The following is a 26,409-nucleotide window of genomic DNA, read 5'->3' as shown; positions in this document are numbered from 1 at the left end:
TTTATTGAAAAGAAATCATGTCCGGTTGGGCGGGCAATACTCTCATAAGGCGTGCGGGAGCTACAGGAGACCAATATGGCAAAAGTAATTGTTGTAACTTCCGGCAAGGGTGGCGTTGGCAAAACGACATCCACCGCAGCCATCGGCGCCGCTCTTGCGCAGCGTGGTGAAAAGACTGTCGTTATCGACTTCGATGTCGGCTTGCGCAATCTCGATCTGGTGATGGGTGCCGAACGCCGCGTGGTGTTCGATCTGGTAAATGTGATTCAGGGCGATGCGAAGCTGCCGCAGGCGCTTATCCGCGACAAGCGTCTCGACACGCTTTATCTGCTGCCCGCCTCCCAGACCCGCGACAAGGACAACCTCACCACCGAGGGCGTTGATCGTGTGATCGAAGACCTCAAGAAGGAATTCGACTGGATCATCTGCGACAGCCCGGCCGGGATCGAGCGCGGCGCGACGCTTGCCATGCGCCATGCCGACATGGCCGTTGTGGTGACCAATCCGGAAGTGTCGTCGGTGCGCGATTCCGACCGTATTATCGGCCTTCTCGACGCCAAGACTCTCAAGGCCGAGCGCGGCGAACGGGTGGAAAAGCATCTTTTGCTGACCCGCTACGACCCGATCCGCGCCGAACGCGGCGACATGCTGAAAGTTGAAGACGTTCTTGAAATCCTGTCTATCCCGCTTCTGGGCATCATCCCTGAAAGCCAGGATGTGCTGCGCGCATCCAATATCGGCTCTCCAGTGACGCTTGCCGACCAGCGCAGTGCGCCGGCTCTGGCCTATCTGGATGCAGCACGCCGTCTGGCGGGCGAAGAAGTGCCGATGACTGTTCCATCCGAAAAGCGCAGCCTTCTGGGCAAAATTTTCGGAAGGAGAGCGGCATGAGCCTATTTCGTTTCTTCACCAAGCAGGCATCGGCGCCCTTGGCGCGCGAACGTCTGCAAGTTCTGCTGGCGCATGAGCGAGCGTCCGAGGGACATTCCGATCTTGTGGCTGTGCTGAGGGAAGAAATTCTGGCGGTGATCGCCAAACATATCCAGATCGATCGCGACAAGGTCAGCGTGAAGATGGATCGGGGAGATCAGATGTCGACACTGGAAGTCGATATCGAGCTTCCCTTGAAGAAAAAGGTGCGGGCAGCCTGATCTTCAAAGCATTTCCGGCAAATCGTGTCTGGAAGTGCTTACTATAACGTGCGGGGGCGATAATGGAGGGATATTTCCATGAACCGCGGCACACTTCTTATCCGTCTGAAGGAGCTTCAGGAACTGCCAAAGTTTCAGAAGCGCGATATCTGTACGGTAAGCGCCTTTCTACCTCTCGACGCTCTGGCAGAACATGTCAGGGTCTGCGAGGAGGCCGCAGGCGTAGCGCAAACGGGGCAGGATCATTGATCCTGCCTTTTTCGCTGGCTCATGCGTCTTTTACGGCACGGCAAAATGCGTCTGCAAATAGCAGCCGAGAAACAAAAGCACGACCGCAGCCGCTATGAGAGCCAGAATTTTCATAAAACAGCATTCGCTCAATCTCCGCTCACGTTCAATAAAACTGATGGTGATCGACGTGCGGAGGCTGGTAACGGATCAGGCGGTGTTCTGCAGCAGTTCGCGCCGCGCTGTTGCGACAACCTGCTGCGTCAAATCGGAGAGCCGATCAGCCGCAAGCCGATTGACCTGCCAATAGAGCGGTACGTCGAGCGGTGTGTCGGCTACAAGTTCGACCAGCTGGCCGGATGCAAGGTGGTCCTTCACCAGCACGTTTGGGTTTACACCCCAGCCCATGCCGTCAAGGCTCGCTTCGACAAATCCTTGCGTAGAAGGTAACCAATGCGTCGGGCAATTGACATCCGCCTTCAGGTTGTCCTTGATCCAGCGCTCCTGTAGCCGGTCTTTCTGGTTGAAAGTCAAGGCTGGCGCAGTGGCAAGCGCATCCGGCGTCACGCCATTTTTGAAATATCGTTCCATGAAATCCGGCGATGCGGTTGCGTGATACCGCAGCGTGCCGAGCGGAACGATACGGCAGCCTTGCACCAGTTTCGCGTGAGAGGTCACAGCCGCCAGAACACGCCCACGCTGAAGCCATTCGGCTGTGTGATCCTGATCATCCACGGCGATGTTAAGAAGATGCTCGGAACCTTTAGTAAAAGCGGAAATGGCTTTCAAAAACCATGTTCCCAGACTGTCGGCATTGGTGGCGATGTTCAGCGTGACGCGCTGCTTCAGGTCGTCCGGCCCGGCAAGGGCGGGCAGTTCTTCCAGCAACTCGCGTTCCAGCATACCCACCTGTTCGATGTGGCGACAAAGCCAGTCGCCTTTTTCGGTCGCGGTGCAAGGCGTCCCGCGCGAAATAAGCACCGTGCCAAGCCGCTCCTCCAGATGTTTCACCCGTTGCGATATGGCAGACGGTGTCACATTCAGCGCGCGGGCCGCTTTCTCGAAGCTGCCGGTTTGCACGACCATCGCAACGGCACGAAGTGCGGAATAATCGATCATTAGTTTATCTTAATTATAGTTAGTATCTTTAACTATACTAATCCAGACGAGGTCTGTATCCAAGCGCTATCAACCATTCCAATTTGCGTGGCATCTGGCGCCATACTCCGTAGCGAGCCGAAATGAATTTCTCCGTTTATCTGACGGGCCTGACCATGGGCCTCAGCCTGATTGTAGCCATCGGCGCGCAGAACGCTTTTGTTCTGCGGCAGGGGCTGCGCGACGAGCATGTCTTCGCGGTCAGTCTTGTCTGCGCCGTTTCGGATGCGGTGCTGATCACGCTAGGGATCACCAGCTTTCAGAAGATCGCGGCGGCGCTGCCGTCAATCGATCCGGTCATGCGCTATGGCGGTGCCGCTTTTCTGATTTGGTATGGAGCGCGAAGCCTTTATTCGGCAATCACATCGTCAACGGCGCTTTCGACCGGCAACGGTCAGGCAACAGGCTTGGGGAAAACCATTGCCACCTGCCTCGCTCTGACCTGGCTCAATCCGCATGTCTATCTGGACACGGTTGTCTTGCTGGGCACGATCTCTACCCAGTTTCCGGGCCTCGAAAGCGCATTCGCTATGGGCGCGATCACGGCTTCGTTCGTATTTTTCTTTTCGCTGGGATTTGGTGCGCGCTGGCTACGCCCGGTTTTCGCCAAGCCGTCCGCCTGGCGTATGCTGGAGGGCTTGATTGCTTTTGTAATGTGGGCAATCGCATGGAAGCTGCTGATCGGTGCATAAGCGCCGGTTCGCTCTCTATCCGGTTTATTCTTCCGAACCCTGCTGCCGAATCCGCTCGGAAACAAAGGTGTGCAATGTGAACGACGTAGCCGGATTGTGATCCGGTGATTTTGGAAAACCTTTCAAATCCTGCGGCGCTATACCGAACCGCTCCTTGAAGAATTTGGTAAATTGCGCGCGGTCTGAAAAGCCGCAGGCATAGGCGACTTCCTTCATGCTTAGCCGTCGTCCGCCATCATTGATGAGGCGTCGATAAGCAAGGTCGAGCCGCTTGTTGCGGATCAGCTTTGTGACACCGTTGTCAGGTTCAAACGCGCGATAGAGATGAGAGTGCGACAGCTTGAACTGTTGCATAATGCTCTTTGGCGAAAGGTTCGGATCAGCCAGGTTCGCGTCGATATGGTCGAGCACGCGCTGACGCAGCGGTTGGCTGACGGCAAGATATTCTTCCAATGTGAAAGCCTGCCTGTTGATCGCCGCTTTCAGCAGAACCATCAGGGATTCCTGAATTTCAGGATAATCATTCTGGTCGATCGTATCGATGATCCGGTCGAGTGTCAGAATGAAATTGAACAGGATCTTGTTGGTTGCAATGTTGGAAGGCAGCACGAGACCGTGCAGGTTCTTGCCCGGAAAGGCCTTGTTGAGTTCCTTGCGCGGAATGGCCAGCGTCACGCGTGCGCCAGCCTCTTTCTTGCTGGTCAACACCTGCGTCAGATCGAGAATGAATATGTCGCCCGGCTTCACATCGACATTCTTGCCGTTGAAGTCGCCCCGGTAGTCGCCAGCCAGAACCAGTTGCAGCAGATAAAGGTCGAGATCCGTTCTCGCGATGATTTTCGGCGTTCGATCACAGAACTGGCTGCTGAATGTGGTATTGCCGACCACCATGTCGCCGAACAGACGCGAGCGGACGGAGCCGCTCATGACTTTGTCGCCTTTTTCGAGCGTTGGCGAAACCTCATAGATGATGGATGACGTGTCCCGCCAGAAATCATTGCGGATTTTCTCGTCAACCATATCCGCCGATATGTAATGGCCGCTCTTCATGTGCCCCCAACTGCGACAATTATCAGCTGGCAACTTTGCATGCGCATAAGCTTACGCACTTTTTAAGCATCCAACTGTTTCCTACTACTCCCAAGCGCGGACCTATTCTATCAAATTTGTCCCTCAAAACGCAAGATGGGACAAAAATACCGCATATTAGGGACATACATGTATTGTCAGTGCGATTGCCTCAGCTATCTCTATTAAGTCGAATTCTTTATTGTTAGATCTTGGTGAAATATCGAATTGCGGAATTAAATCAGGGTCTAACGCGATAACCGCCTGACCGACGTTCGAAGTAAAGCTGTCTCGTTGAAACGGGTATTCCAGATCAATTAAATCGTTGGATTAAACAATTCTTATATTGAAAGAAAAATCTGGCGGAGGCGGTGAAATTATACAGCGGGCGCAATTCAGGGTTGCCAGACCGTCATTCTGTTTACGACGGAAAAAAGTCGCATATGCGAAGGTTTTGGCGGAATTATCCCCACCAGACGTCGCTATCCCTCACCGATATAGACGCTGGCCGTCGCTTGAGCAGGGGGCGCTCGACAGAACGAAAACCTTTCACTGGAACAAACCGCTTTATCAGAAAGGATCGATTATGATCGTGAAGCGAAGAACGCAGCTGCTTGCCAGCATGATGGTGCTTGCACTGGCGTTGCCCGTGCAGGTCGCGTTCGGTCATGACTGGGATCATGACCACTGGGGCCATCATGACCATGATTTTCCGCCTTTCGGTCATGACCATGGTTTTCATCATCACGATCATGCTGGTGCTGCCGTTGCCGCAGGGATTCTCGGACTGGCGATTGCCGCCGCCATTGCCGACAATGGCAACAACCGTCCTCACGATGTTTATGCTCCGCCGCCACAACCTTATTATGCGCCGCCACCTTACCGCCTGAGCAACGGCATCACCTGTTATCCTGCGCAGCGGGCCTGTTACCTTGCAAACGGACATTATGCGGGCCTCACGACCCATTCGCAGTTCGGCAATTAGGACATATTATGAAATTTTATCATTTTTTAATGGGCGCTGCATTGCTTGCGGCCTTCCCAAAAGTGGCTATGGCTGAAGACTCGACCAGTCATCGGCTTCATTCCGCATGGGACGCTTTGGCCAAGGGCGAAGGCGAATTTCTGACGACGAAGCAATTCGCAAGCCTGAACAATCTCGCCTATCAGGCGGCCATCGTCAGGCTCTGTGATGGGCATGAGCTCGATCATGAAGCATTCCGCAGGAAAATCGAAGACGTCATCAAAGATACAGACAAAAAGCTGAGCGACGAGCAGGCCGATCTGCGCGAAGCAGCTGTTCTTGTGGCCTTCGGCGCGCGTTTTGGCCTGTTTCTCGCCGAAGGCAGTGATGACAGCAAGCCAGAGTTTTGTGCATCCGCCGACGAAATCAAATCCTCGCAGGACATTTCAGTTCTGGCGAAGTAAATGGTTTAATAAAGTCGGATATCACTAAGCTGGCGGCCGCTTCTGTTATAGAATTAAAATGCGAAAGCTGAACCCGGATCACGATTGCGGCTTCAGTTGGTCTGTGAGATGCTCCAAAAATCGCTTTACCTGAGGTGAAAATGTCAGACGGGTTTTTACATAAATATTTTTTAGCAAATGGCGGTCGGCGCCTCCATAAGTGGACGCACTACTTTGATATTTATGAACATCATTTTGAGCGTTTTAGAGGGAAGTCGCCCACCATCGTCGAGATTGGCGTGTTTGGTGGAGGCTCGCTAGCAATGTGGAAGGAATATTTCGGACCAGGGGCAAAAATTGTTGGTATAGATATCAACCCGTCCTGCAAAATGCATGAAGAAGTGGGTATAGAGATATTTATTGGCAGCCAAGATGACCAGGTGCTTCTAGATTCTGTTCTCAAAAAGTATCCGAATATAGATATTATTTTGGACGATGGAAGTCACATGATGCGACACATGATTGCATCATTTGAATATCTCTACCCTCGTATTTCAGAAAATGGCTGCTACTTTGTCGAAGATACACATACCTGCTATTGGGAGGAATATGAAGGTGGTTTGAAACGCTCCGATAGCTTCATGGAGTTTGTTAAAGATCGTCTCGACGATATAAATGCTTTTCATGCTCGTGGAGCTTTGCCAGTTTCCCCGTTCACAAAAACCACACGATCCATCACGACTTATGACAGTATAGTTGTGTTTGAGAAACGCCTTCAAGGTCGGAGGCAAGCTCCAATAACGGGCTCTGTGGACAATGTTGACTAAATATATATATCGTCAGAATCGCGTAATGCGCCGTTGCATACAATGCACTACGAACTGAAACACTTTCACAGTTTCAAAGTAGTTTTTATCTGGTTTGGTGATGGCAGAGAGAAATACGTCTCCTGAAAAATACAATGGCTCAAAGTAAATAATTCCATTCCAAAGTTGTTTCGTTGTTTTCATGGTTGGTAGGGTTTCCTCCCCTTTCAAAAGGTGGGTCTATCTAGAGATATTCAGGCTCTAGGAGGATTCGACCTTGTGGCTGCGGAACCAGCGTGCACTTGCCAGACGGTCAATTTCCACAAAAATCACCGGTGTGATGAACAGTGTCAGCACCTGACTGAGTAGAAGGCCGCCCACCACCGCCACACCAAGCGGCTGGCGCAGCTCTGACCCTTGACCGCCGCCAAGCGCGACAGGAACCGCTGCCAGAAGCGCGCAGAAGGTCGTCATCATGATGGGGCGAAAACGGCGAATGGCTGCCTGATGGATTGCTTCTTCCGGCGCATGGTTTTCATCACGCTTCAGGTAGAGCGCGACATCGACCATCATGATCGCGTTCTTCTTGACGATGCCGATCAGCATCAAAAGCCCGATCAGCGCAATGATCGACAGGTCGAAACCGGATAGCTGGAGCGTGATCAGCGCACCGAACGCGGCGGATGGCAGGCCGGACAGGATGGTCAGCGGATGCGCGAAACTCTCGTAGAGAACGCCGAGTACGATATAGATCGTCGCAACGGCGGCGAGGATCAGCAGACCCATATTGCCGGTCGATTGGGCAAAAATCTGCGCCGCGCCCGAAGGCCGCGCCGATACCGAGGCCGGCATGCCGATTTCACTGCGCAGTGCCGTCACGCGGTCGGTTGCGGTGCCAAGCGAAACACCTGCGGGCAGGTTGAAGGACAGCGTGACCGATGCGAGCTGTCCCGACTGGTTGACGGTCACCGGCCCGTTGGTCCGCTTGATGCTGGCAAAACTGGCCAGCGGAACCAGAGCGCCCGACGATGAGGGCACACGCAGCGCGCCGAGTTGCGTTTCGTCCCACTGGCGGTTCTGATCGAGTTCCAGAATGACATCATAGCTGTTGCCGGTGGTCTGGATTTGCGAAACCGTCAGCGTTCCATAGGCGGCTTCCAGTGTGCTGCGGATCGCCTGCGAGCTGATGCCAAGACTTCCCGCCTTGTCGTGATCGATTTCGATACTCGCTTGCAGCGCGTTGTTTTGCAGGTCGGACGCCACATCGACAAAGGTTTGCGGTTCGGCCTTCATGGCGTCGGCCAGTTTCACCGACCAGGACCGGGCTTCGTCGGCATCGAGCGATTGCAGCACAATCTGATACTGGCTCTGCGTGCTGCGTCCGCCGAAACGGAGATTTTGCACCGGCGTTATATAGGCGGTGATACCGGGAAGGGCGGCGAGCGATTTGCGCAACGCGCTCAAGGTCTGGTCGAGCGGAGGGCGGGTGTCTCGCGCTTTCAGCTGCACCATCAGCGAACCGGTGTTGAAGGTCGAGCCGCCGGGGCCGCTGCCGAGTGACGCCGTAACGTGCTGAACCGCTGGGTTGTCGGAGACGATCGCCGCCGCCTGCTGTTGGAGATTGCGCATCGCTTGATAGGAAATATCCTGCCGCGCTTGCGTGGAAATGGTGAGAAGGCCAATGTCTTCCTGCGGGAAGAAGCTGCGCGGCAGCGTCGTGAACGACCAGATCGAGCCAAGGAAACTGAGGCCGAACACCAGCAGCACCAGCGCCCGATGCCTGAGGCACCAGCCGACAGCGCGCCCATAGCTTTCTGTCACCTGATCGAACAGGCGAGCGATCCGGCCCGGTTTGATTTCCTTGTGCGGCAGGCGTGCGGCGAGCATCGGCGTCACGGTCAGCGACACGAGCGCCGAGGAGAGAATGGCGAGTGTCACCACCATGCCGAATTCGTTCAGCACACGCCCGACGATGCCGCCCATCAGGAGAATGGGCAGAAACACCGCCACAAGCGACAGCGACATGGAAATGATCGTGCCGGTCACTTCCTGACTGCCCTTGATGGCAGCCTCAAAAGGCTGCATCCCCTGTTCGGTATAGCGCACGATATTTTCAAGCATCACGATGGCATCGTCCACCACAAGGCCGACCGCCAGTGTGAGGGCAAGCAACGAGATATTGTCGATGGAAAAGCCGAACGCATACATGGCGGCAAATGTCGCAACCAGCGAAAGCGGCACGGCAAGGCCGGGGATCATCGTCGCCCAGAACTGGCCGAGAAACAAAAAGATAACCAGCACGACGAGCGCAATCGTAATGCCAAGCGTCTTTTGAACATCGGCCACCGCATCGCGGATCGACCGGGAGACGTCGTTGACGACAGAAATATGCATCTGCGCGGGCAGGGCGGCTTCGATCTCCGGCAGCTTGGCCTTGATCGCATCGACAACGGCAACCGTGTTCGATCCCGGCTGGCGCTGAACGGCAAGCGCGATTGACTGTTTGCCGTCCAGCCAGCTGCCCTGATTGATGTTTTCCACGCTGTCGAGAACATTGGCTACATCCGAGAGGCGGACGATGCGATTGCCGCTGCCGGAGATGATCAGGCTTTTGAACTCTTCAGCATTGGTGCGCTGGGTTTTGGCATTGACAGTCAGCGCCTGCGACCCGTTCTGCAATGTGCCGACTGGCGTCTGGCTGTTCGCGGCGGCGATGGTATCGCCAAGGCCAGACAGCGACAGGCTGCGACTGTCGAGTTTGTCGGGATCGACCTCGACGCGCACGGCATAGGTTTTGGAGCCGTAGACCTGCGCCTGCGCAACGCCTGAAATGGTGGAAAGCGCTGGCGATATGATGTTCTGCGCGATGTCGTCCATCTGCGTCAGGCGTGCGCCGTCGCCGGTGAGCGCCAGAATGATGACCGGCGCATCGGCTGGATTGGCCTTGCGGTAGCTTGGCGGCGTGGTCAGATTGTCGGGCAACTGACGCTGGGCGCGGGTAATCGCCGCCTGCACGTCGGCAGCTGCCGCGTCGATATTGCGCGACAGGTTGAACTGAAGCGTGATCGACGTGTTGCCGAGCGACGAGGTGGCGCTGATCGTATCGATACCCGCAATCGTCTCGAATTGCTTGATAAGCGGGGTTGCGACAGACGATGCCATGGTATCCGGCGACGCGCCTGCCAGCTGTGCCGACACGTTGACGGTCGGAAAATCCGCCTCGGGTAGAGCCGCGACTGGAAGCTGGAGATAAGCCGCGATGCCGCCGATCAATCCGCCGATGACAAGGAGGATCGTCGCAACCGGGCGGCGAATGAAGACTTCGGAAATGTTCATCGCCCTGGTGCCTTCATTCAGTTGGACGAGACTTTTGTCTCTGCGTCGTTGCTGGCCAGTTTGACCTTGCTGCCATTGGCAAGCGAGGCCTGACCTTCGGTCACGACCTTTTCACCGGGTTGCAGGCCAGCGCTGAGACCGGCCATGCCATTGGCGCGAAGCGCAACCGTGACCGGGCGCACTTCGATGCTGTTATCCGTCTTCACGACATAGCTGATCGAACCGCTTTCCTGCGGCTGCACGGCAACGCCGGGCACAAGCACCAGATTGTCTGCCTGTCCGGCTTCCACCAGTACACGCAGCGATTGGCCTGGCCAGAAATTGCCGGATTGATTGTCCAGCGTGGCGCGCAGACGCACGGTGCCGCTGGCCTCGTCGATTGTGTTGTCAAGGAAACTGACCGGGCCGCTTTCCGAAATATCCCTGCCGTCAGCCGATACTGCGGAAGCTGTGGCTTTTAGTGTGCCGGTGGCGAGCGTTTCGCGGATCAGCGCGATATCCGTTTCCGCTAGTGTAAAATCTGCGTAAATCGGCTTCATCTGCGTGATGGTCGCGACCGGCGAACCGGCGGAAAGATAGGCGCCAGCGGATACAAGCACGGCGCCAAGCTGGCCGTCGAAAGGCGCTATAATCCGGGTGTTGTCGAGGGTCACCTGATCAGCCGCCAGCTGTGCCTGATCGACTTGCAACTGGGCTTCAGCCACTTTGAGAGCGGCCAGCGCATCATCGCCCGCCTGCGATGTACTGACGCCCTTGTTGACAAGGTCTTGCATCCGCTTCAGCAGGATTTGCGCATTGTTCAGCGTGGCCTGCGATTTGGCGACGGAAGCCTGATCTTTCACGACGGTGGCGCGGATGGCTCGGTCATCAAGTTGAGCGATCAGGTCGCCCTTTCTGACGATGGCCCCGTCCTTGACCTTGAGGATGGCCACATTGCCGGGCTCGGGACTGTTGACTGCGGTGGAGGCGACGGCAACCACCGTGCCGATGGTGCTGCGCTGGATCGGCAGCGATCCAGCGGTTGCAACCGCGACCTTGACGGCATGCTCGGCACTGGCCGAGCGGCTACCGCCTTTTCGACTGTCTGTCTGAACTGCGTTTGGAGCACTGGTGCCGTTCTGTTTCGTGGTATGTTGCCAGCCGACAAAACCGGCACCGGCAACCAATAGGATCGGGACACCCCAAACAACCCAACGCTTCACTCAACGCTCCTGTCAACGAAGGGATACGCCGTAATACCGGCTGTCCGAACGCTAACACAACGGTGCCGCCCGGCAATTAAATTGATTGAGAGCGGCAGTTGTTCACTTCGTGATAATGAGTGATGCCATTATTAGCAGAAACGCGTGTTGTTGCTGGCCGTTATTGAAGAATACGGAGAATATCGCGGACGACTTCCGCCTGCAGCGGGCGTTGTTTTTCGATGTTGAAATGGCCGACTTCCTTCACGCCGGAGAAATCGCGGTTGTCCAGCTTCCCCTTGAAACGGGGGCCGGGCACCAGCGGAAGCCCCCAACCGTGCTGCGAGAAATAGAAATTCACAACGCGGCGGATATTTCCTGGCAAGGGATCGGGTGCCGTGGCGGCAAACGAGGCCATGTAATCCACGCGAATGCCTTTTTTCTCAAGGACTTCGGCGATGGAAATAATGGCATTGGCACCCAATGAATGGCCGACGAGAATGACCGGCTGCGGGCCATATTTCTGCCGGTCGGCAATAATCCGGTTGGCGACGAGCCGCCAGGCGGCGTTGCCATCGACATGCGCATCTACACCTGCGGCCTGCAATTCTGCACCGATTTCATCGATGCCGGCGGAAAAGATATTGGCGAAACCGCGCAGGAGATAGACGTCGGGGCGTCCCGGCTGGGCGGCGTTTCCCGTCTTGTCATTCGTAGCGGGCACCTGTCCGGCAGGTTTCGCCGATTTGGCGTGTGCTGCGACCGGCATCGCGGCTAGCACAAGGCCAGAAAGCAGCAGAAAGCGGCGGCTGATGAAATTTTTCGCCGAATTGCCTGATTTGTTCGTCATGTAAAAATACCGGGGTTATGGCCAAGGTCTCGGAATAATACGTCCGGTGCGCCTGGCATATTCGTCATATGAAGCGCCGAATGCGTTGCGCATCATCGCTTCTTCATGGCCTACGCGGTAAAAATAGAGAATGCCGACACCAACAATGCCCGCCAGTCCGGCGAACCAGTTGGGGAGCAGGCAAAACTGCGCTATCGCCCAAAGCCAGAACGATAAATACATCGGATGGCGGACATATTTATAGAGCCCATCCGTCACGAGTTTGTGTTCCTTGCGGATTTCCAGCGACACCGACCAGTTCTTGCCGAGCTGGCGATGACTTGCATGAAACAGCCATAGAAAGGCGAGTTCCACGACAAGGCCGATCCAGCCGAGCCACGGCTGAAAGGTATAATCAGCAAATGCTGGAAAGCCCGTTGCAACATAGATAATCGGGATCAGCGACAGGCCGACGGTCGCGGCAGCCAGCGCCGCCCGGTCGGGCAGTGTCTTGGCATTGGTCGTAACTTTGATCTTGCGGGCGCGCCGCTGGTGCGGCACCCGGATGACCACCCACGCAACGAGGCCAACGGCCCAAACGATCATTGCCAAGGTGGGCGTCATTCGGAAATATCCTTTTCTGGCGACGAGCCGCCCACAATATGGTCACGCACACGGTCTGCGAGGAAAATCGGGCCGCAGCAGACCTGAAAGAAATCGTACCAATAGGGCTTCGTATTGCCGAATACATATTGATAATGCACGCGAAAGAGATTGCGCCTCACCCGCGTGTAAGTCTCGGCCAGCAGCATATCCTTGGTGCGCACCTGACGCACGAACGGAAACCTTCTGCCCTCCGCACGCTTGAGCTTCATTTCCGCCACCGGGTCGGTTTTATAGAAGTTGATAGCGTCGGTGAGGCACTGGATTTCCACCCACTCAAGCTTACCATCATCGGTAAGTCTTTGCACGTCTTCACGAAATCTCTTGGCTGCCGGATGGTAGCCCGCCTTGAGCGCCGTGGAACCAAGCGTCAGAATGGTAACCTTCGGCGCGCGCGTTGAAAAGGCTTGGTCTATGGCCAGACAACGGGCGGCGACATCCAGCATCAGCATGCCGCCGGTGCTGTGGCCGATCAGGATGACCTCGTCATATCTGCCCGCTCTGACGCGCTGGACAATGCTTTCCGCAAAACGCTGCATCAGCGCTTCGGCATCCGGTCGCCTGCCGCGAAAGAAGCTCAACGAGAAGGACCAGAGATCCATCAGATGATTGGTGGACCAGCGTTTGCCCAGCACCATCAATGCGACCGAGAACACGGCAAGCCCGATGATCCAGCCAAGTGCGCCAAGCCAATGCGCCGTGAGACGAACGGCGGCATATCCCAACAGCGCGAACAGGACGATTGCGAGGAAAGGATAGAGGAAATAAAGCCCGAAGCGCCAAGCTTTGGCAAAGAATTGGAAAGCCGTGCCGGAAAAGACGAAGTCGGCAAAAGCGCGCAGATATTTGCCGAGCCGAACAGGCAGGGGCCGGGCGAAATCTGCCAATACGATGCTGTCGAGTGCGAGAAAATTGAAATCGGTCGTCGTTGACCAATCTTCGTGCGCAGCACGGGTTTCGATGGTTGCAAGCCCGATCTCGTGATCGGGTGCCTGATCCACGGAAGAGACCGCTGACTGGTAGCCCCACAGCGTGTCGAAACGAGCAATTTCCTTACGCAGCCGCTTGAAAAACGCGTCTGGCGTTTTCGGATCATACCCGCCAATAAAGAATACGGCACGCCGCTGGACCGACTGATTCATGCCGAAAGCGTAATTTGCATCTTATGCATTGTCGAGATTAAACCGCATCGCATAATATTGAAATTCTTTGGCCTTTCTTTCTCAAGCATGAGCTTTCAGCGAGAAAAAATTTCCGGTCCATTTCAGCAATTTTGCATGATGGCTTTATGACGGAAGCTTTGTCGAAACAAATGGATAGCAGGGCTTTTGCTGTTTGGCGCAACAGCCTGCGCGCCTTCTGGCTTGGTGCGACGGACGCTTTGCAACTGGCGAAAACGTGATATGGCGAGAGCGGCGCGATCCGGGGAGGACGCTGTCAGATTCTTGCAAGTTCTGGATCGCATATTATGAGCCGCACTATTCTCTGCCTGGGCGCCCTTACGCTCGACACAATCCTCCGCCTTGACGCATTGCCGGAAAAAGCCGGGAAATATCTGCCCAGAGAAGCGGTGCAGATCGCAGCCGGTATGGCATCGAGTGCCGCAGCCGCCATCGCCCGTCTTGGGGGCGATGTGGCGCTTTGGGCATCGACCGGCGACGACGCCACCGGCGAGCGGGTGATTGCTGAATTGCGGGCCGAAGGCATCGACTGCTCTCATATTCGCAGGCTTCCAGGCGCGCGCACCGCGTTTTCGTCGATTCTGGTTGATCCGTCCGGCGAGCGCGTGATCGTGCCGTTCTATGATCCGCAACTGGGTAGCCCGGCTTCAAGCGTGCCGCCTGTCGAAACAGGTGCATTTGCAGCGGTCATGGCCGATGTCCGTTGGGCTTGGGCCGCAGAAACCGGCCTCAAGGCCGCGCGTCGCGCCGGTATACCCGCCATTCTTGATGCAGACACGGCCCCGGTCGAACGCCTTGAACGACTGTTGCCGCTTGCAACGCATATTGTCGCGTCAGAACCCGCCGCCATCAGCCTGACGGGAACGGCGAATTTGAGCGAATGCGTCGCGATACTGGCCAGCCGCTATGATGTTTTCACAGCCGTTACCGCTGGCGCGCAGGGGTGCTACTGGACTGAACGGGCCGGGCATTCGGTGCAGCATGTCGCCGGGTTTCCCGTAAAGGCGGTCGACACGCTCGCTGCGGGCGATGTCTTTCATGGCGCTTTCGCGCTCGGGTTGGTCGAAGGCGGCGCGATGCATGACATTATCCGCTTTGCCAATGCCGCCGCCGCCATCAAATGCGCACGATTCGGCGGACGCTCCGGTTCGCCAAGCCGGGCAGAAGTGCAGGCATTTATGGAAAGCGGACTGTTTCCGGTTTAAATCTCCAATCCCCAAAATTTACATAAATGCACAGTGAACTCGAATTGACTATTTACTAACATGTTAGTATGTGCCAACTTACAGTTCAATCTTGGGAGGAGACGGCTTTGCCAACAGATTCTGGGCCGCAAAACAATTCTGCGCAGAAGCGCTTCGGGCTTTCTGCAGCGCTCACCACGCCATTCGATGCGGATGGCAAGATCGACGTCAACCGTGCACTCAAGCACGCGCGTGCGCGCCTCGATCATGGCTGTTCCAGCGTCACGCTGTTCGGCACCACCGGCGAAGGATCTTCGGTTGGCGATGCGGAGCGCGCAGCGCTTCTCGACGCATTCATCGCGCAGGGATTTCCAGCAGCCAATATCGTTGTCGGCGTGATGGAGAACTCCATTGCCGATGCGGTGCTTCAGTCGGGCGATGCGCTGCGTCGCGGCTGCAAGGCCATTCTTCTGGCGCCGCCGTCCTATTTCAAGAACCTTTCCGACGATGGCCTTTTCAACTGGTTCTCCGCCGTGCTGAAGGGTCTCGGTTCGGATGCGCGCGATATCATCCTTTACAACATCCCCTCGGTGACGGCGGTTGAACTTTCGGTCGATCTGGTCGGCCGCCTGCGCGTTGCTTTCGGCGCGATTATCTCTGGCGTGAAGGATTCATCGGGCAACTGGGCTTATACCGAGAAGCTTCTGGCTGCGCATAAGGACATTGCAATCCTGATCGGCGACGAGCGTGATCTCGCCGCCGGTGTTCGTCTCGGCGGGCAGGGCGCGATTTCCGGCATGGCCAATCTGTTCCCGGACCGCCTGCTACGCATGATCAATGACGGGCAGGACGATGCCGAACTGGTCGATGCTGTGCGCAAGCTTCTCAACTATCCGGTGACGCCTGCGGTGAAGGCGCTGGTGGCGCGGCATACCGGCGACCAGGAATGGCGCCGTGTCCGTGCACCGCTGGTCGCGCTGAATGATGCGGATTTCGATGCAATTGGCAGTGTATTTGCCGGATTGCATATGGCAAAGGCGGCCTGAGCCGGGCATAAGCGTGCAGACATGCTGCGGAAATGTGGGAGACGTTTCCGCAGTATAACCAAAGCGGTTGGGAGAGGACAAAGCCTTGGCGGAAGATCAGAACGAGCCGGTGAAGTTGCGGGACAAGGCCTATCAGAGCTTTACCCAGCATTTGCTGGCGCGTGATTTCCATCCGGGCCAGTTCGTCTCACAACGCCAGCTCGTGACCATGACCGGCCTGCCGCTCGGCGCGATCCGCGAACTGATCCCCCGGCTCGAGGCGGAAGGTCTGATCAAGACCGTGCCCCAGCGCGGGCTTCAGATCGCCCATATTGATCTCAATCTCATCCGTGAGGCTTTCCAGTTTCGCCTGTTTATCGAGAAGGAGTCGGTGGCGATTTTCTGCCAGTCGGCTTCCGACGAGGTGCTGCGTTCGCTGCGGGCCGAGCACGAAGACACGCTGAACCGCGCCATGAGCGAAGGCGAAACGCCGGAGCTTGAGGAGCGGGCGCAGAATATCGACTGGAGCCTGCACGACACCATTGTCGCCTCGCTCGACAATGAAATCATCTGGCGCGCTTACCAGACGAATACGATCAAGATGCGCCTGATCAATCAGGAGCGTTTCCGGATCACCGGGCGCGTCATTCCGGTCATGCAGGAACATCTTGCGGTGTTGTTGGCGATTGAAACCCGCGACCCGCAAATCGCCATGGATGCCATCGCCGTTCATATCAACAATGCGCGGAAGCTGGCTTTACACATCTAGATCAAACAAAGGCCCAGCAAGAGGAGTTGCCGGGTTTGAAACATAGGGGAGGAGCAGAATGAAACTATTTCATCCGACACGTCGCCAGTTTCTGGCGGGTTCAGCGGCCATCGCCGCATCCGGCGTGACAGGCATCAGCCCGTCTTTCGCCGCTTCCACGGTTGACTGGAAGAAATATGCGGGCACCACGCTTGAGGTGAATCTCATCAAGAGCCCGCGCGGCGAAATCCTTCAGAAGCATGAGAAGGAATTCGAAGAGCTGACGGGCATCAAGGTTCATTCCGAACAGATGCCGGAACAGCAGCAGCGCCAGAAGGCGGTCATCGAACTGACCTCCGGTCGCCCGAGCTTCGACGTCATTCACATCAGCTATCACGTGCAGAAGCGCCAGTTCGAAAAGGGCGGCTGGCTTGCCGATCTCAACCCGTTCCTGAAAGACCCGACGCTGACCGATGCGTCGCTGACGGAAAACGATTTCGCAAGCGCTGGTCTGACCTTCGCCAAGGACGCCAATGGCCGCTTCGGCGCATTGCCGTTCTCGGTCGATTACTGGATCATCTACTGGAACAAGGACCTGTTCGCAGCCAAGGGTATCGAATATCCGAAGACCTTCGAAGAACTGGTGAAGGCTGCGGAAGCGCTGACCGATCCGTCTTCGAACACCTACGGCTTCGTGGCCCGCGGCATGAAGAACGCCAATGTTCCGGTCTGGACGAGCCTGATGCTCGGCTATGGCCAGAGCTCGGTCGATGCCGACGGCAATCTGAAGACGGATTCGGCAGAAGCCATCGAAGCCGCCAAGCTCTATCAGCGCCTGATGACCAAAGCGGCACCTCCCGGTGTTGCCGGTTTCAACTGGGCCGAATGCCAGTCGAGCTTCCTGCAAGGCAAAGTCGGCATGTGGCTCGACGGTATCGGCTTTGCGCCGCCGCTCGAAGATCCGAACAAGTCGCGCGTTGTCGGCAAGGTCGGCTATGGCGTCATCCCGGCTGGACCGAAGGCCCAGGCTGCACCGACCACCGGCGACGGCATCGGCGTGACCGAAGCTTCGACCAAGAAGGAAGCCGCCTATCTCTACTGCCAGTGGGCCATTTCGAAAGAAATGGGCGCTCGTCTGCTGCAGACGGGTTCGGGCGTTCCGTTCCGCAAGTCGATCATCGACGATGCGGAAGTGCGCAAGGGCGTGACCATGCCGGAAGGCTGGGTCGAAGCCCTGTCGAAATCCGCACCAATCAGCCAGCTCTGCCTGCCGGTTATCGTCCCGGTCACGGAATTCCGCGACATCATGGGCGTTGGCCTCACCAATCTTCTGAATGGTGCCGAAGCAGAAGCTGAAATGAAGCGCGCGACGGAAGAATTCCGTCCGGTCCTCGCACGGAGCGAAGGAAAATGACATCTGCCGCCCCGACAGGAGCAACAAAGAGCATGAATGGGGAGGCCGCCACAAAGGCGGCTTCCGCAACCAGAACCGGTGGCAAGTCTGGCAAAAGCCATCTGAAGCCGAGTTACTGGCCGTTTGTGCTTCCCGCCTTGATCACCGTCGGGGCGGTGATCGTCTTCCCTTGGCTGTTCACCCTCTGGATGAGCACCAATCAATGGCAGCTCGGCGGAGGCATCAGCTTCGTCGGCTTCGACAATTATATCCGTCTGGCAGCCGATGCGCGCTTCTGGGATTCCATGTGGCACACGGCCGTCTATACGGTTCTGTCCGTGGTGGCGCCGATGGTGCTGGGCACGATTGCCGCGCTGATTTTCGACAGCAAGCTGCCGATGCGGGGCCTGTTGCGCGGTATCTTCGTCATGCCGATGATGGCGACACCTGTTGCCGTCGCGCTGGTCTGGACAATGATGTATCACCCGCAGCTTGGTGTGCTGAACTATCTCCTGTCGCTGATCGGGATCGGTCCGCAGGAATGGATTTTCAACCAGAACACCGTCATTCCGTCGCTGGTCGCGGTCGAGACCTGGCAATGGACACCGCTGGTCATGCTGATCGTGCTGGGTGGTCTTGCTTCCATGCCGCGCGATCCGTTCGAAAGCGCTGAAATCGACGGCGCGAATGGCTGGCAGAAATTCCGTTACATCACGCTTCCGATGATCCTGCCTTTCATCATGGTGGCCGTCATCATCCGCTCGATCGATGCGCTGAAAAGCTTCGACATCATCTATGCGATGACGCAGGGCGGCCCCGGCACGGCCTCGGAAACCATCAACATCTATCTCTATAACGTGGCGTTTTCCTATTACGACATCGGATATGCTTCGGCGATTGCCGTTGTGTTTTTCATCGTGATCATCGCCATGTCCATGATCCTGCTGGCGCTTCGCCAGCGGACCAAATGGAACGCTTGAGGACCGGCTCATGGCACGCAAGTCAATTCTGTCGAAGCTCGGCACTGCGCTTCTTGTTTTCGTTATCGTTTCGCCGGCGCTTTTCTTTTTCATCTGGATGCTGTCGCTTTCGCTCAAATACGAAATCGACAACGGTGCCTATCCGCCGATCCTGATCCCGGAACGTTTCGCCTGGTCGAACTATACGCAGATTTTCGAAGCCAATGATTTTCTGCTCTATTTCTGGAACAGCCTTCTGGTGACCGGCATGGCGACACTGCTCGCCCTTCTGGTCGGGGTTCCAGCGGGCTACGGCATCGCGCGACTCAAGGCGCATAAATCGGCGATTGTCATCATGATCGCCCGCATGACGCCGGGTCTGTCCTATCTGATCCCGCTGTTCCTTCTGTTCCAAACACTGGGTCTGCTCGGCACGTTGTGGCCGCAGATCATCATCCATCTGGTCGTCACTGTTCCAATCGTGATCTGGATCATGATCGGTTATTTCGAAACGACGCCGATGGAACTGGAAGAGGCGGCGATAATCGACGGCGCGTCCTCGTTGCAGGTGTTTCTCAAAGTAGCGCTGCCCATTGCCAAGCCCGGCATCGTGGTGTCGCTTATTCTTGCAGTGATCTTCTCCTGGAACAATTTCGTGTTCGGGATCGTGCTCGCAAGCCGCGAAACGCGCACGCTGCCGGTCGCTGTCTATAACATGCTTTCCTTCGAACAGGTGAGCTGGGGGCCGCTTGCTGCCGCAGCACTTGTGGTCACTCTGCCTGTTCTGTTGCTTACCGTCTTCGCACAGCGCCAGATCGTTGCAGGTCTAACCGCAGGCGCCGTCAAATAAGAGTTGAGGTTCAAGATGGCATCTGTATCCATCCGTAATGCAGTCAAGAAATATGGCAATGTCGGTGTTCTGCACGGCGTGTCAGTCAGCATCGAGGACGGCGAGTTCGTCGTGCTCGTTGGCCCTTCGGGCTGTGGAAAGTCCACGCTTCTGCGTATGATCGCAGGGCTTGAGGAAATCAGCGACGGCGAAATCGCCATCGGTCCGCGCGTGGTCAACGACCTGCGCGCCAAGGAACGCGACATCGCCATGGTATTCCAGAACTATGCGCTTTATCCGCATATGACGGTTGCCGACAATATGGGCTTCGCGCTCATGCTCAAGAACGCGCCCAAGGAAGAGCGCGACAACCGCGTTGCGCGTGCAGCCGAAATTCTCGGCCTCAACAAGCTGCTCGACCGCTTTCCGCGCCAGCTTTCCGGAGGTCAGCGCCAGCGCGTGGCCATGGGCCGCGCCATTGTGCGCGATCCGCAGGTGTTCCTGTTCGACGAACCGCTCTCCAACCTTGATGCCAAGCTGCGCGTGCAGATGCGCGGCGAGATCAAGGGCCTGCATCAGCGCCTGAAGACCACCACCATCTATGTGACCCACGACCAGATCGAAGCCATGACCATGGCCGACAAGATTGTGGTGATGCGCGATGGTCTGGTCGAGCAGATCGGCGCGCCGCTCGACCTTTATGATCGCCCGGCCAATATGTTCGTTGCGGGCTTCATCGGCTCGCCGTCGATGAATTTCATCAATGGCAAGATCGAGGAAGGAACGTTTGTCGCTGAGGGCGGCTTCCGCCTGCCGCTCCCGCTAGGGGATTATTCCAGCCTTTCGGCCAAAGCCGTCTATGGCGTACGCCCCGAGCATATGAAGATCGCAGAAGGCGGCGTCCCGGTCACGGTGGAAATTGTCGAGCCGACCGGTTCGGAAATCATGGTCATGGGCAAGCTCGGCACGCAGCCGATCACCTGCCTGTTCCGTGAGCGTTTGACCGTGCGTCCAGGCGATGTGCTGCCAATCGCCATTGATCCGGCAACGAGCCACGTCTTCGAGCCGGAAAAGGGTGGGCGCGTGAGCGCATGACACGAAGAGCACAACTGTAGTGTTGAGACATTTCCATTGAACGTCGAACTCCTTTAATACTCAGACTCTCGGTAATGTGAGAGTCTGGAGAATTCTATGCAGCCAATCTGGGCCGTGGGTCTGATGACCGGCACCGTTCTCGATGGAAATATCGACGTCGCGCTTTTGAAAACGGATGGCGAGACGGTCGATATATTCGGCACCTATGCGCTGAAGCCTTATCCGGACGGTATTCTGGAACTGTTGCAGCAGGCGCAGGCCGAAGCCCGCGTTTGGAATTTTGAAGGCCCGGAACCGGCGATTTTTGCCGAGGCGGAAGATGCCCTGACCCGAGCGCAATCGGCTGCCGTGCGCGAGCTGGTTGAAGAAAGCGGCCTGATTATGGCCGACATCGGCGTTGTCGGTTTTCATGGCCAGACCGTGCTGCATCGTGCGCCACAGCCCGGACGGCTTGGCGATACGCGCCAGCTTGGCGACGGTGCGCTGATGAGAGACTTGCTTGGCACCAAGGTTGTCTACGATTTCCGCACCGCCGACATTCGTGCAGGCGGACAGGGTGCGCCGCTGGCTGCGATCTATCACGCGGCTTTGCTGCGCAGTGCCGATGCCAGCGGCGATACGGCAATTCTCAATCTCGGCGGTGTCGGCAATATTACATGGTGGGATGGCGGCGACACGCTGGTCGCCTTCGATACCGGCCCGGCCAATGCGCCGATCAATGATTTCATGAAAGCGCGTGGTTTGGGCGAGATGGACCGCGACGGCGCGCTGGCGGCGCATGGCAAGGTTGACGAAGCGCGCCTCGCCAAACTACTTGAACATCCTTATATGACCGCGCCTTTTCCGAAATCGCTGGACCGCTTTGACTTTACCGCTGCTATGGCTGATGGTCTCAGCGATGAAGACGGGGCTGCAACGCTTACCGCTTTCACCACATCGGCTGTGGCAAAGGCGCTCGATATTCTGCCACAGCGCCCGAACCGGCTGGCCGTCTCCGGTGGCGGGCGTCACAACCCGACGATGATGCGTATGCTGGTCGAGCGTGCTGGCGTCGAGCTTGTGCCGGTCGAGACCTTAGGTTGGCGGGGCGATGCGGTTGAGGCTGAGTGCTTCGCGTTTCTCGCCGTGCGCGCCTTGCGTGGCTTGCCGATCAGTTTTCCAAGCACAACAGGCGTACCTGCGCCCATGACAGGCGGAAAGATCGCGGGCTGAAAGGTCCGCATCAAGGATTTATCTTTTTAAGGGAAATCTGGATAGCAAAACGCCCGCAGCAATTTGGGAGGAGGAGAGTTGCTGCGGGCGGATTGGTAAAGCGCGATTGGGAGGAGGAGTATCGCGCTTCAGGTTCGGTTTTTGGGAGGAGGAGTAAAACCGAACAACTGCAAAATAGAGCCGTGAGCCGGGCCTTACAACAACCGATCCTGCAACCGAGATATGCGTATTTTGCAAGGCGTTAAAACGCGCCCCAAAACGAAACCGCCCCAGCCGCGAATAAACGCGCTAGGGCGGTGAATCTCCGCCAAAGCCCCCAATGGCGAGATGCAAGATTAATAGCACGAGTCGCGCCCTGGTAAACGTTGTCAAGGGCCTTCGATGACAAAAAGAAGCGCACTATGTCAAAACGGCAACAATTCCGGTGCGCAGTGCGCATCGGCCTATCTCCTTGGAAAGTGCGGGCTATTTAATGCAGCTTTTCGGCGTCCAGTTTGGGCATCATGGCCAGAACCTGCGGCAACTCGCGCACCTCACAGGCGGGACTGAAATACCAGCCCTGCAAATGATCGCATTTCATGTCACTCAAAAGGTCGATCTGTTCGATGGTTTCGACGCCTTCGGCGGTCACCGTCTTGCCGAGACTATGGGCAATCTGAATGACGCCGCGCACGATAGCCCGATCTTCCGGTGAAGCCGCGATATTGGCTACAAAGCTGCGGTCGATCTTCAGGCGATCAATCGGCAGGCGGCGCAAATGCGTGAGCGAGGCGAAGCCGGTTCCAAAATCATCAAGGGCGACTTCCACGCCTGCCATGTGAAGCCGTTTGAGACCCTGTTCGACGCGCTTTTGCGCAAGGCCGAGCAACATGCCTTCCGTCATCTCCGCGCTGAAGCTCTCCGGTCCGATACCGGTTTCGGCGCATAATTCAAAGAAGCGGTCGAGAAAGATATCCGAGCGGAAATCGGAATTGGTCAAGTTCATCGCAATGCGATGCAAGGGCGCGTCCGCCTGACGCAGCGATTGAGCATCCGCAAAAATCCGCTCCAGCATGAACATGCCGAGCGCCGCCCGTATGGCCGGGTCTTCAAAGCCTTCGCCGAAATAGGCAGGCGTGAGCAATCCCCGTTCGGGATGACGCCAGCGCATCAGCGCTTCCAACGAAATTGCCTGACCGGAAAGGAGCGGAATGATCGGCTGATAATGCAGTTCGAATTCGCCATGTTCCAGCCCGCCCTCGATCTCTTCATAGAGCGCGGATTTGCGGCGGGCGACTTCACGCAACTGCGGCTGGAACACTTCCACGCGGTCCCGGCCCAGCGCCTTGGCTTTGTACAGCGCAAGGTCAGCCGCCTTGAACAGATTGCCGACATCCTTGCCATCGCGCGGAAAGCGTGCAATGCCGAGGCTGGACGATATGCGCCGTGGAGTCGTGCCAATCACCATGGGCTGACGAATGGCTTCGAGAATTTCTTCGAAAAGCTCATCGGCTTCGCAGTCCGTCGCGCCGACGAGAATGAGGCTGAACTCGTCGCCGCCCATGCGCGACATGAACAACTGACTGTCCTCGAAGGACCGCAGACGCTTGCCGATATTCTGGAGCAGAACATCGCCTGCGTGATGCCCGAACGTGTCATTGACCTCCTTGAAGGAGTCCACATCGAGCAGCGCCAGATGGAATATGCCGTTGGACCTTTCGTGGTCCTGCACCTGCATTTCCAGATATTCCTGAAAACGGCGGCGGTTCGGTAGTCCGGTCAGCGGGTCGAGATTGGCCAGCCGGTCGAGATGTTCCTTGCTGGTCCGCAAGGCGCTTTCAAGTTTCTTGCGGTCGGAAATATCAAAGCGGATGGCCGTGTAGCTATCCACCTTTCCAGCAGGTGACAGATGCGGGACGATGGTGGTATCGACCCAGTAATGCGAGCCGTCCTTGCGCCGGTTGCAGATTTCGCCGTGCCAGATTTTGCCATGGGCGATCTCGCGATACATGTCGCGAAAGAAGTCCTTGCTGTGGACGCCCGAATGCAGGATGCGGTGGTTCGCGCCGATCAGTTCGCGCGCCGTATAGCCGCTGATCTCACAGAACTTACGATTGACATAGGTGATGGTGCCGCGCACATCCGTGTGAGCGACAATCGCAGCGCTGTCGAGCGCATAGCGAATGAAGTCGTCTTCAAGATCGGGCTGCAAGGGCCTTTGCAGCTTCCGCGCAATCTCTTCAACAGCGTCGGTAAAAGACGATGTCTGCTGGTCCAGAGCGTGCTTCTTTTCCGGCGCCGCTTTTTTCTCTGTCATGCGGTATGTCTCAGCATGGGGGATGTTGCTGCTTAATCATATCAAATTTTATCCGTACTTTCCAGAATATAGTATTATTGTTTAGAAATATACAATCTAGTGAATAATTTGAAAATTACATAAGTATCCTTGATTTATTTAAACTCATATTCAGCCTACGATAGTCAATTGTATTTCCTGGTTTCTTCTAGGTATGGTTGTTTTTGTGCTGGCGTCCTGCCGGGCCTATTTCCGCAGCCGTTCGGCAATACGGGCTCGGTTGATCGCCATTGCTTCGTCGGAAGGGTCCCAGTCGCAACACCATTCAGGCGGGATGCCGATCAGCAATTCATGGGTTGCGGTGAACTGGGGCGCGTAACCTCTGGCCTGCATTTCGGCCACAAGCGAGGCCTGACGCTTCGCCAGATAGCCGAGGCGCGTATAGAAAAACCGGACATGCCCGGTTCCAAGCGTGTAGGCGGGCGGGTTTCTCCGATCCGTGGTGGTTTCGCCGCGCTGGATGGCTGCTTTCACAAGGGCGAAAACACGCGGCAATTCCCGGTATTCCGCAACAAGATGCGGCCCGGTCAGCTCTGCTGGGGGAATGCAGTTAATGCGTGTCAATTCTCAAAATCCCGCTCACCCTGAGATTGAATTTGAGAACCGAATAGGTCAAGTCGTCCCGATGCTCAAGCTAATTTAGCTGGCTATTAAAAGATAAGGCCTTGAGATCAAATGGAAATGGCGGCAAATCTGCCGCCATGCAAGCCGTCTCGGTCGATCTATCTGTGATCGCTCATTGCGCGATCATGACATGGCGCACGGCAGTATAGTCCTCAAGCGCATAGATCGACATGTCCTTGCCATAGCCGGATTGTTTCAACCCGCCATGCGGCATTTCATTGGTCAGCATGAAATGGGTGTTGATCCAGGTGCAGCCATATTGCAGGCGGGCTGCGGTCTGCATGCCCTTGCTGACATCCTTGGTCCACACCGACGAGGCAAGACCGTAATCGCTGTCATTGGCCCATTGCACGGCTTCATCGACATCGCTGAAGCGCGTGACCGAAACAACCGGACCGAAGACTTCGCGGCGTACGATTTCATCATCCTGCGTTGCTCCGGCAATCACGGTCGGCTCGAAGAAGAAGCCGTTGGCGCCCGATGTCTTGCCGCCGGTCGTCACCTCGATATGCTTATGCTCGCGGGCGCGGGCGACAAAACTCTCGACACGATCCCGCTGACGGCGGGAAATGAGTGGTCCGATCTCGTTCTGGCTGTCATCTTCCAGATTGTAGCGGATGCTGGAAACGGCGGATGACAAGTCAGCGACGAAACGATCATAGATGCGCGCATCGGCATAGATGCGGCAGGCGGCGGTGCAGTCCTGACCGGCATTGTAATAGCCGAAGGTGCGAATGCCGTTGACGACGGCTTCCACATCCGCATCGTCAAAGACAATGACAGGGGCTTTGCCGCCAAGCTCCAGATGGGTGCGCTTCACGCTCTTGGCTGCCGCCTGCAAGACCTTCTTGCCGGTTGCGACGTCCCCAGTGATCGACACCATATCGACACGCGGATGATTGATCAGCGCGTTGCCGACCGTTTCACCACGTCCCAACACGATATTGACGACACCCTCCGGCAGAATATCCGCCAGCAGTCTGGCCATTTTCAGCGCGGTCAGCGGCGTCTGTTCGGATGGTTTGAAAACCACCGTATTACCGCCCGCAATGGCTGGCGCCAGTTTCCACGCCATCATCATCAGCGGATAGTTCCACGGGGCGATGGAGCCGATGATGCCGACCGGATCGCGGCGGATCATCGACGTGTGGTTCGGCAAATATTCGGCGGCAATCGGTCCGTGGAGATTGCGCACCGCGCCAGCAAAGAAGCGGTAACAATCGACAATGGCCGGAATCTCGTCATTGATGACGGCGTTGATCGGTTTCCGTGCCAGCTTCAAAGCGCGAGCCAATCAGCATTTCG

Annotated in this window: 24 protein-coding genes and 1 pseudogene; 15 read left to right on the top strand and 10 right to left on the bottom strand. The window is 56.6% G+C overall.

Annotated features, from left to right (window positions below; translation table 11 throughout):
- Positions 1-75: 75 nt before the first annotated feature.
- The 3 genes from minD (at position 76) to WIX40_RS03725 (ending at position 1,400) form a co-directional block, all read left to right on the top strand.
- Positions 76-891, top strand: coding sequence for a septum site-determining protein MinD (gene minD, locus WIX40_RS03735; RefSeq protein WP_109367680.1), 816 nt, complete (start codon positions 76-78; stop codon positions 889-891).
- Positions 888-1,151 carry a cell division topological specificity factor MinE gene (gene minE / locus WIX40_RS03730; RefSeq protein WP_109367679.1) on the top strand — a complete coding sequence of 88 codons (264 nt, stop codon included), beginning with the start codon at positions 888-890 and terminating at the stop codon, positions 1,149-1,151. The genes minD and minE overlap by 4 nt, the downstream gene beginning before the upstream one ends.
- A gap of 78 nt (positions 1,152-1,229) precedes the next feature.
- Positions 1,230-1,400, top strand: coding sequence for a hypothetical protein (locus WIX40_RS03725; protein ID WP_167836099.1), 171 nt, complete (start codon positions 1,230-1,232; stop codon positions 1,398-1,400).
- 189 nt (positions 1,401-1,589) lie between these two features.
- Here WIX40_RS03725 and WIX40_RS03720 read toward each other — a convergent pair whose 3' ends face one another.
- The gene (locus WIX40_RS03720) at positions 1,590-2,498 is read right to left on the bottom strand and encodes a LysR family transcriptional regulator ArgP (protein ID WP_339438560.1); all 909 of its coding nucleotides are present in this window, start codon (positions 2,496-2,498) and stop codon (positions 1,590-1,592) included.
- 122 nt (positions 2,499-2,620) lie between these two features.
- Here WIX40_RS03720 and WIX40_RS03715 point away from each other — a divergent pair, with 122 nt between their 5' ends.
- The gene (locus WIX40_RS03715; RefSeq protein ID WP_339438558.1) at positions 2,621-3,229 is read left to right on the top strand and encodes a LysE/ArgO family amino acid transporter; all 609 of its coding nucleotides are present in this window, start codon (positions 2,621-2,623) and stop codon (positions 3,227-3,229) included.
- Between the two features lie 24 nt (positions 3,230-3,253).
- Here WIX40_RS03715 and WIX40_RS03710 read toward each other — a convergent pair whose 3' ends face one another.
- Positions 3,254-4,279: a helix-turn-helix domain-containing protein gene (locus tag WIX40_RS03710; RefSeq protein ID WP_140023625.1), complete on the bottom strand. Its 1,026-nt coding sequence runs from the start codon at positions 4,277-4,279 to the stop codon at positions 3,254-3,256.
- A gap of 604 nt (positions 4,280-4,883) precedes the next feature.
- On the opposite strand from WIX40_RS03710, the gene WIX40_RS03705 reads away from it, so the two are divergent.
- The 3 genes from WIX40_RS03705 to WIX40_RS03695 all read left to right on the top strand — a co-directional run bounded on the left by WIX40_RS03705 (position 4,884) and on the right by WIX40_RS03695 (position 6,531).
- On the top strand, positions 4,884-5,282 hold the full coding sequence (locus WIX40_RS03705) for a hypothetical protein (RefSeq protein WP_339438555.1): 399 nt from the start codon (positions 4,884-4,886) through the stop codon (positions 5,280-5,282).
- Between the two features lie 8 nt (positions 5,283-5,290).
- Entirely contained in the window at positions 5,291-5,725 is a 435-nt protein-coding gene (locus WIX40_RS03700; protein WP_339438553.1) for a hypothetical protein, read from the top strand.
- Between the two features lie 140 nt (positions 5,726-5,865).
- Positions 5,866-6,531, top strand: a complete 666-nt coding sequence (locus WIX40_RS03695) for a class I SAM-dependent methyltransferase (RefSeq protein ID WP_339438551.1) — start codon at positions 5,866-5,868, stop codon at positions 6,529-6,531.
- Between the two features lie 240 nt (positions 6,532-6,771).
- Here WIX40_RS03695 and WIX40_RS03690 read toward each other — a convergent pair whose 3' ends face one another.
- From WIX40_RS03690 to WIX40_RS03670, 5 genes are all read right to left on the bottom strand, one after another.
- Positions 6,772-9,846 carry an efflux RND transporter permease subunit gene (locus WIX40_RS03690; protein WP_339438549.1) on the bottom strand — a complete coding sequence of 1,025 codons (3,075 nt, stop codon included), beginning with the start codon at positions 9,844-9,846 and terminating at the stop codon, positions 6,772-6,774.
- Positions 9,847-9,863: 17 nt separating this feature from the next.
- Positions 9,864-10,850 (bottom strand): efflux RND transporter periplasmic adaptor subunit, encoded by a 987-nt coding sequence (locus tag WIX40_RS03685; RefSeq protein ID WP_235858982.1) that lies wholly within the window; start codon positions 10,848-10,850, stop codon positions 9,864-9,866.
- Positions 10,851-11,208: 358 nt separating this feature from the next.
- Positions 11,209-11,841 carry a lipase gene (locus WIX40_RS03680; RefSeq protein WP_140024011.1) on the bottom strand — a complete coding sequence of 211 codons (633 nt, stop codon included), beginning with the start codon at positions 11,839-11,841 and terminating at the stop codon, positions 11,209-11,211.
- Positions 11,842-11,892: 51 nt separating this feature from the next.
- A complete protein-coding gene (locus tag WIX40_RS03675; protein WP_339438547.1) occupies positions 11,893-12,480 on the bottom strand; it encodes a protein-S-isoprenylcysteine O-methyltransferase in 588 nt (195 codons plus the stop codon).
- Positions 12,477-13,661 carry a lipase gene (locus WIX40_RS03670; protein ID WP_339438545.1) on the bottom strand — a complete coding sequence of 395 codons (1,185 nt, stop codon included), beginning with the start codon at positions 13,659-13,661 and terminating at the stop codon, positions 12,477-12,479. The genes WIX40_RS03675 and WIX40_RS03670 overlap by 4 nt, the downstream gene beginning before the upstream one ends.
- A gap of 326 nt (positions 13,662-13,987) precedes the next feature.
- Here WIX40_RS03670 and WIX40_RS03665 point away from each other — a divergent pair, with 326 nt between their 5' ends.
- The 8 genes from WIX40_RS03665 to WIX40_RS03630 all read left to right on the top strand — a co-directional run bounded on the left by WIX40_RS03665 (position 13,988) and on the right by WIX40_RS03630 (position 22,145).
- Positions 13,988-14,905: a PfkB family carbohydrate kinase gene (locus tag WIX40_RS03665; RefSeq protein ID WP_109367669.1), complete on the top strand. Its 918-nt coding sequence runs from the start codon at positions 13,988-13,990 to the stop codon at positions 14,903-14,905.
- Positions 14,906-14,973: 68 nt separating this feature from the next.
- Entirely contained in the window at positions 14,974-15,930 is a 957-nt protein-coding gene (locus WIX40_RS03660) for a dihydrodipicolinate synthase family protein (protein ID WP_339438543.1), read from the top strand.
- 85 nt (positions 15,931-16,015) lie between these two features.
- Positions 16,016-16,678 (top strand): GntR family transcriptional regulator, encoded by a 663-nt coding sequence (locus WIX40_RS03655; RefSeq protein WP_339438541.1) that lies wholly within the window; start codon positions 16,016-16,018, stop codon positions 16,676-16,678.
- Between the two features lie 58 nt (positions 16,679-16,736).
- Positions 16,737-18,071, top strand: coding sequence for an ABC transporter substrate-binding protein (locus WIX40_RS03650; RefSeq protein WP_339438539.1), 1,335 nt, complete (start codon positions 16,737-16,739; stop codon positions 18,069-18,071).
- On the top strand, positions 18,068-19,030 hold the full coding sequence (locus WIX40_RS03645) for a carbohydrate ABC transporter permease (protein ID WP_339438537.1): 963 nt from the start codon (positions 18,068-18,070) through the stop codon (positions 19,028-19,030). Before WIX40_RS03650 ends, WIX40_RS03645 begins: the two co-directional genes overlap by 4 nt.
- 10 nt (positions 19,031-19,040) lie before the next feature.
- On the top strand, positions 19,041-19,859 hold the full coding sequence (locus WIX40_RS03640) for a carbohydrate ABC transporter permease (RefSeq protein ID WP_140023634.1): 819 nt from the start codon (positions 19,041-19,043) through the stop codon (positions 19,857-19,859).
- A gap of 15 nt (positions 19,860-19,874) precedes the next feature.
- Positions 19,875-20,933 (top strand): ABC transporter ATP-binding protein, encoded by a 1,059-nt coding sequence (locus WIX40_RS03635; RefSeq protein ID WP_339438534.1) that lies wholly within the window; start codon positions 19,875-19,877, stop codon positions 20,931-20,933.
- 96 nt (positions 20,934-21,029) lie between these two features.
- Entirely contained in the window at positions 21,030-22,145 is a 1,116-nt protein-coding gene (locus WIX40_RS03630; protein WP_339438532.1) for an anhydro-N-acetylmuramic acid kinase, read from the top strand.
- A gap of 469 nt (positions 22,146-22,614) precedes the next feature.
- On the opposite strand, the gene WIX40_RS03625 is transcribed toward WIX40_RS03630, so the two are convergent.
- From WIX40_RS03625 to WIX40_RS03615, 3 genes and pseudogenes are all read right to left on the bottom strand, one after another.
- On the bottom strand, positions 22,615-24,441 hold the full coding sequence (locus WIX40_RS03625) for a putative bifunctional diguanylate cyclase/phosphodiesterase (protein WP_339438530.1): 1,827 nt from the start codon (positions 24,439-24,441) through the stop codon (positions 22,615-22,617).
- A 225-nt stretch (positions 24,442-24,666) separates the two neighbouring features.
- Entirely contained in the window at positions 24,667-25,044 is a 378-nt protein-coding gene (locus tag WIX40_RS03620; protein ID WP_339438528.1) for a pyrimidine dimer DNA glycosylase/endonuclease V, read from the bottom strand.
- Between the two features lie 172 nt (positions 25,045-25,216).
- A pseudogene (locus WIX40_RS03615) lies at positions 25,217-26,371 on the bottom strand (gamma-aminobutyraldehyde dehydrogenase); the annotation flags it as partial.
- Positions 26,372-26,409: the final 38 nt, after the last annotated feature.

It is taken from the genome of Ochrobactrum teleogrylli (assembly GCF_037482325.1).
GTDB classification, from domain to species: Bacteria; Pseudomonadota; Alphaproteobacteria; order Rhizobiales; family Rhizobiaceae; genus Brucella; species Brucella teleogrylli.
Note: the sequence above shows the minus strand (reverse complement) of the source record. Positions and strands in the feature narration are given on the sequence as shown.

Bases quoted from the DNA above. Each gene is read 5' to 3' on its own strand.
- WIX40_RS03625 (WP_339438530.1), bottom strand. From the start codon at position 24,441: ATGACAGAGAAAAAAGCGGCGCCGGAAAAGAAGCACGCTCTGGACCAG.
- WIX40_RS03725 (WP_167836099.1), top strand. From the start codon at position 1,230: ATGAACCGCGGCACACTTCTTATCCGTCTGAAGGAGCTTCAGGAACTG.
- WIX40_RS03710 (WP_140023625.1), bottom strand. From the start codon at position 4,279: ATGAAGAGCGGCCATTACATATCGGCGGATATGGTTGACGAGAAAATC.
- WIX40_RS03640 (WP_140023634.1), top strand. From the start codon at position 19,041: ATGGCACGCAAGTCAATTCTGTCGAAGCTCGGCACTGCGCTTCTTGTT.
- WIX40_RS03675 (WP_339438547.1), bottom strand. From the start codon at position 12,480: ATGACGCCCACCTTGGCAATGATCGTTTGGGCCGTTGGCCTCGTTGCG.
- WIX40_RS03700 (WP_339438553.1), top strand. From the start codon at position 5,291: ATGAAATTTTATCATTTTTTAATGGGCGCTGCATTGCTTGCGGCCTTC.
- WIX40_RS03670 (WP_339438545.1), bottom strand. From the start codon at position 13,661: ATGAATCAGTCGGTCCAGCGGCGTGCCGTATTCTTTATTGGCGGGTAT.
- minE (WP_109367679.1), top strand. From the start codon at position 888: ATGAGCCTATTTCGTTTCTTCACCAAGCAGGCATCGGCGCCCTTGGCG.
- WIX40_RS03650 (WP_339438539.1), top strand. From the start codon at position 16,737: ATGAAACTATTTCATCCGACACGTCGCCAGTTTCTGGCGGGTTCAGCG.
- WIX40_RS03705 (WP_339438555.1), top strand. From the start codon at position 4,884: ATGATCGTGAAGCGAAGAACGCAGCTGCTTGCCAGCATGATGGTGCTT.
- WIX40_RS03630 (WP_339438532.1), top strand. From the start codon at position 21,030: ATGCAGCCAATCTGGGCCGTGGGTCTGATGACCGGCACCGTTCTCGAT.
- minD (WP_109367680.1), top strand. From the start codon at position 76: ATGGCAAAAGTAATTGTTGTAACTTCCGGCAAGGGTGGCGTTGGCAAA.
- WIX40_RS03645 (WP_339438537.1), top strand. From the start codon at position 18,068: ATGACATCTGCCGCCCCGACAGGAGCAACAAAGAGCATGAATGGGGAG.
- WIX40_RS03690 (WP_339438549.1), bottom strand. From the start codon at position 9,846: ATGAACATTTCCGAAGTCTTCATTCGCCGCCCGGTTGCGACGATCCTC.
- WIX40_RS03635 (WP_339438534.1), top strand. From the start codon at position 19,875: ATGGCATCTGTATCCATCCGTAATGCAGTCAAGAAATATGGCAATGTC.
- WIX40_RS03720 (WP_339438560.1), bottom strand. From the start codon at position 2,498: ATGATCGATTATTCCGCACTTCGTGCCGTTGCGATGGTCGTGCAAACC.
- WIX40_RS03665 (WP_109367669.1), top strand. From the start codon at position 13,988: ATGAGCCGCACTATTCTCTGCCTGGGCGCCCTTACGCTCGACACAATC.
- WIX40_RS03660 (WP_339438543.1), top strand. From the start codon at position 14,974: ATGTGCCAACTTACAGTTCAATCTTGGGAGGAGACGGCTTTGCCAACA.
- WIX40_RS03715 (WP_339438558.1), top strand. From the start codon at position 2,621: ATGAATTTCTCCGTTTATCTGACGGGCCTGACCATGGGCCTCAGCCTG.
- WIX40_RS03695 (WP_339438551.1), top strand. From the start codon at position 5,866: ATGTCAGACGGGTTTTTACATAAATATTTTTTAGCAAATGGCGGTCGG.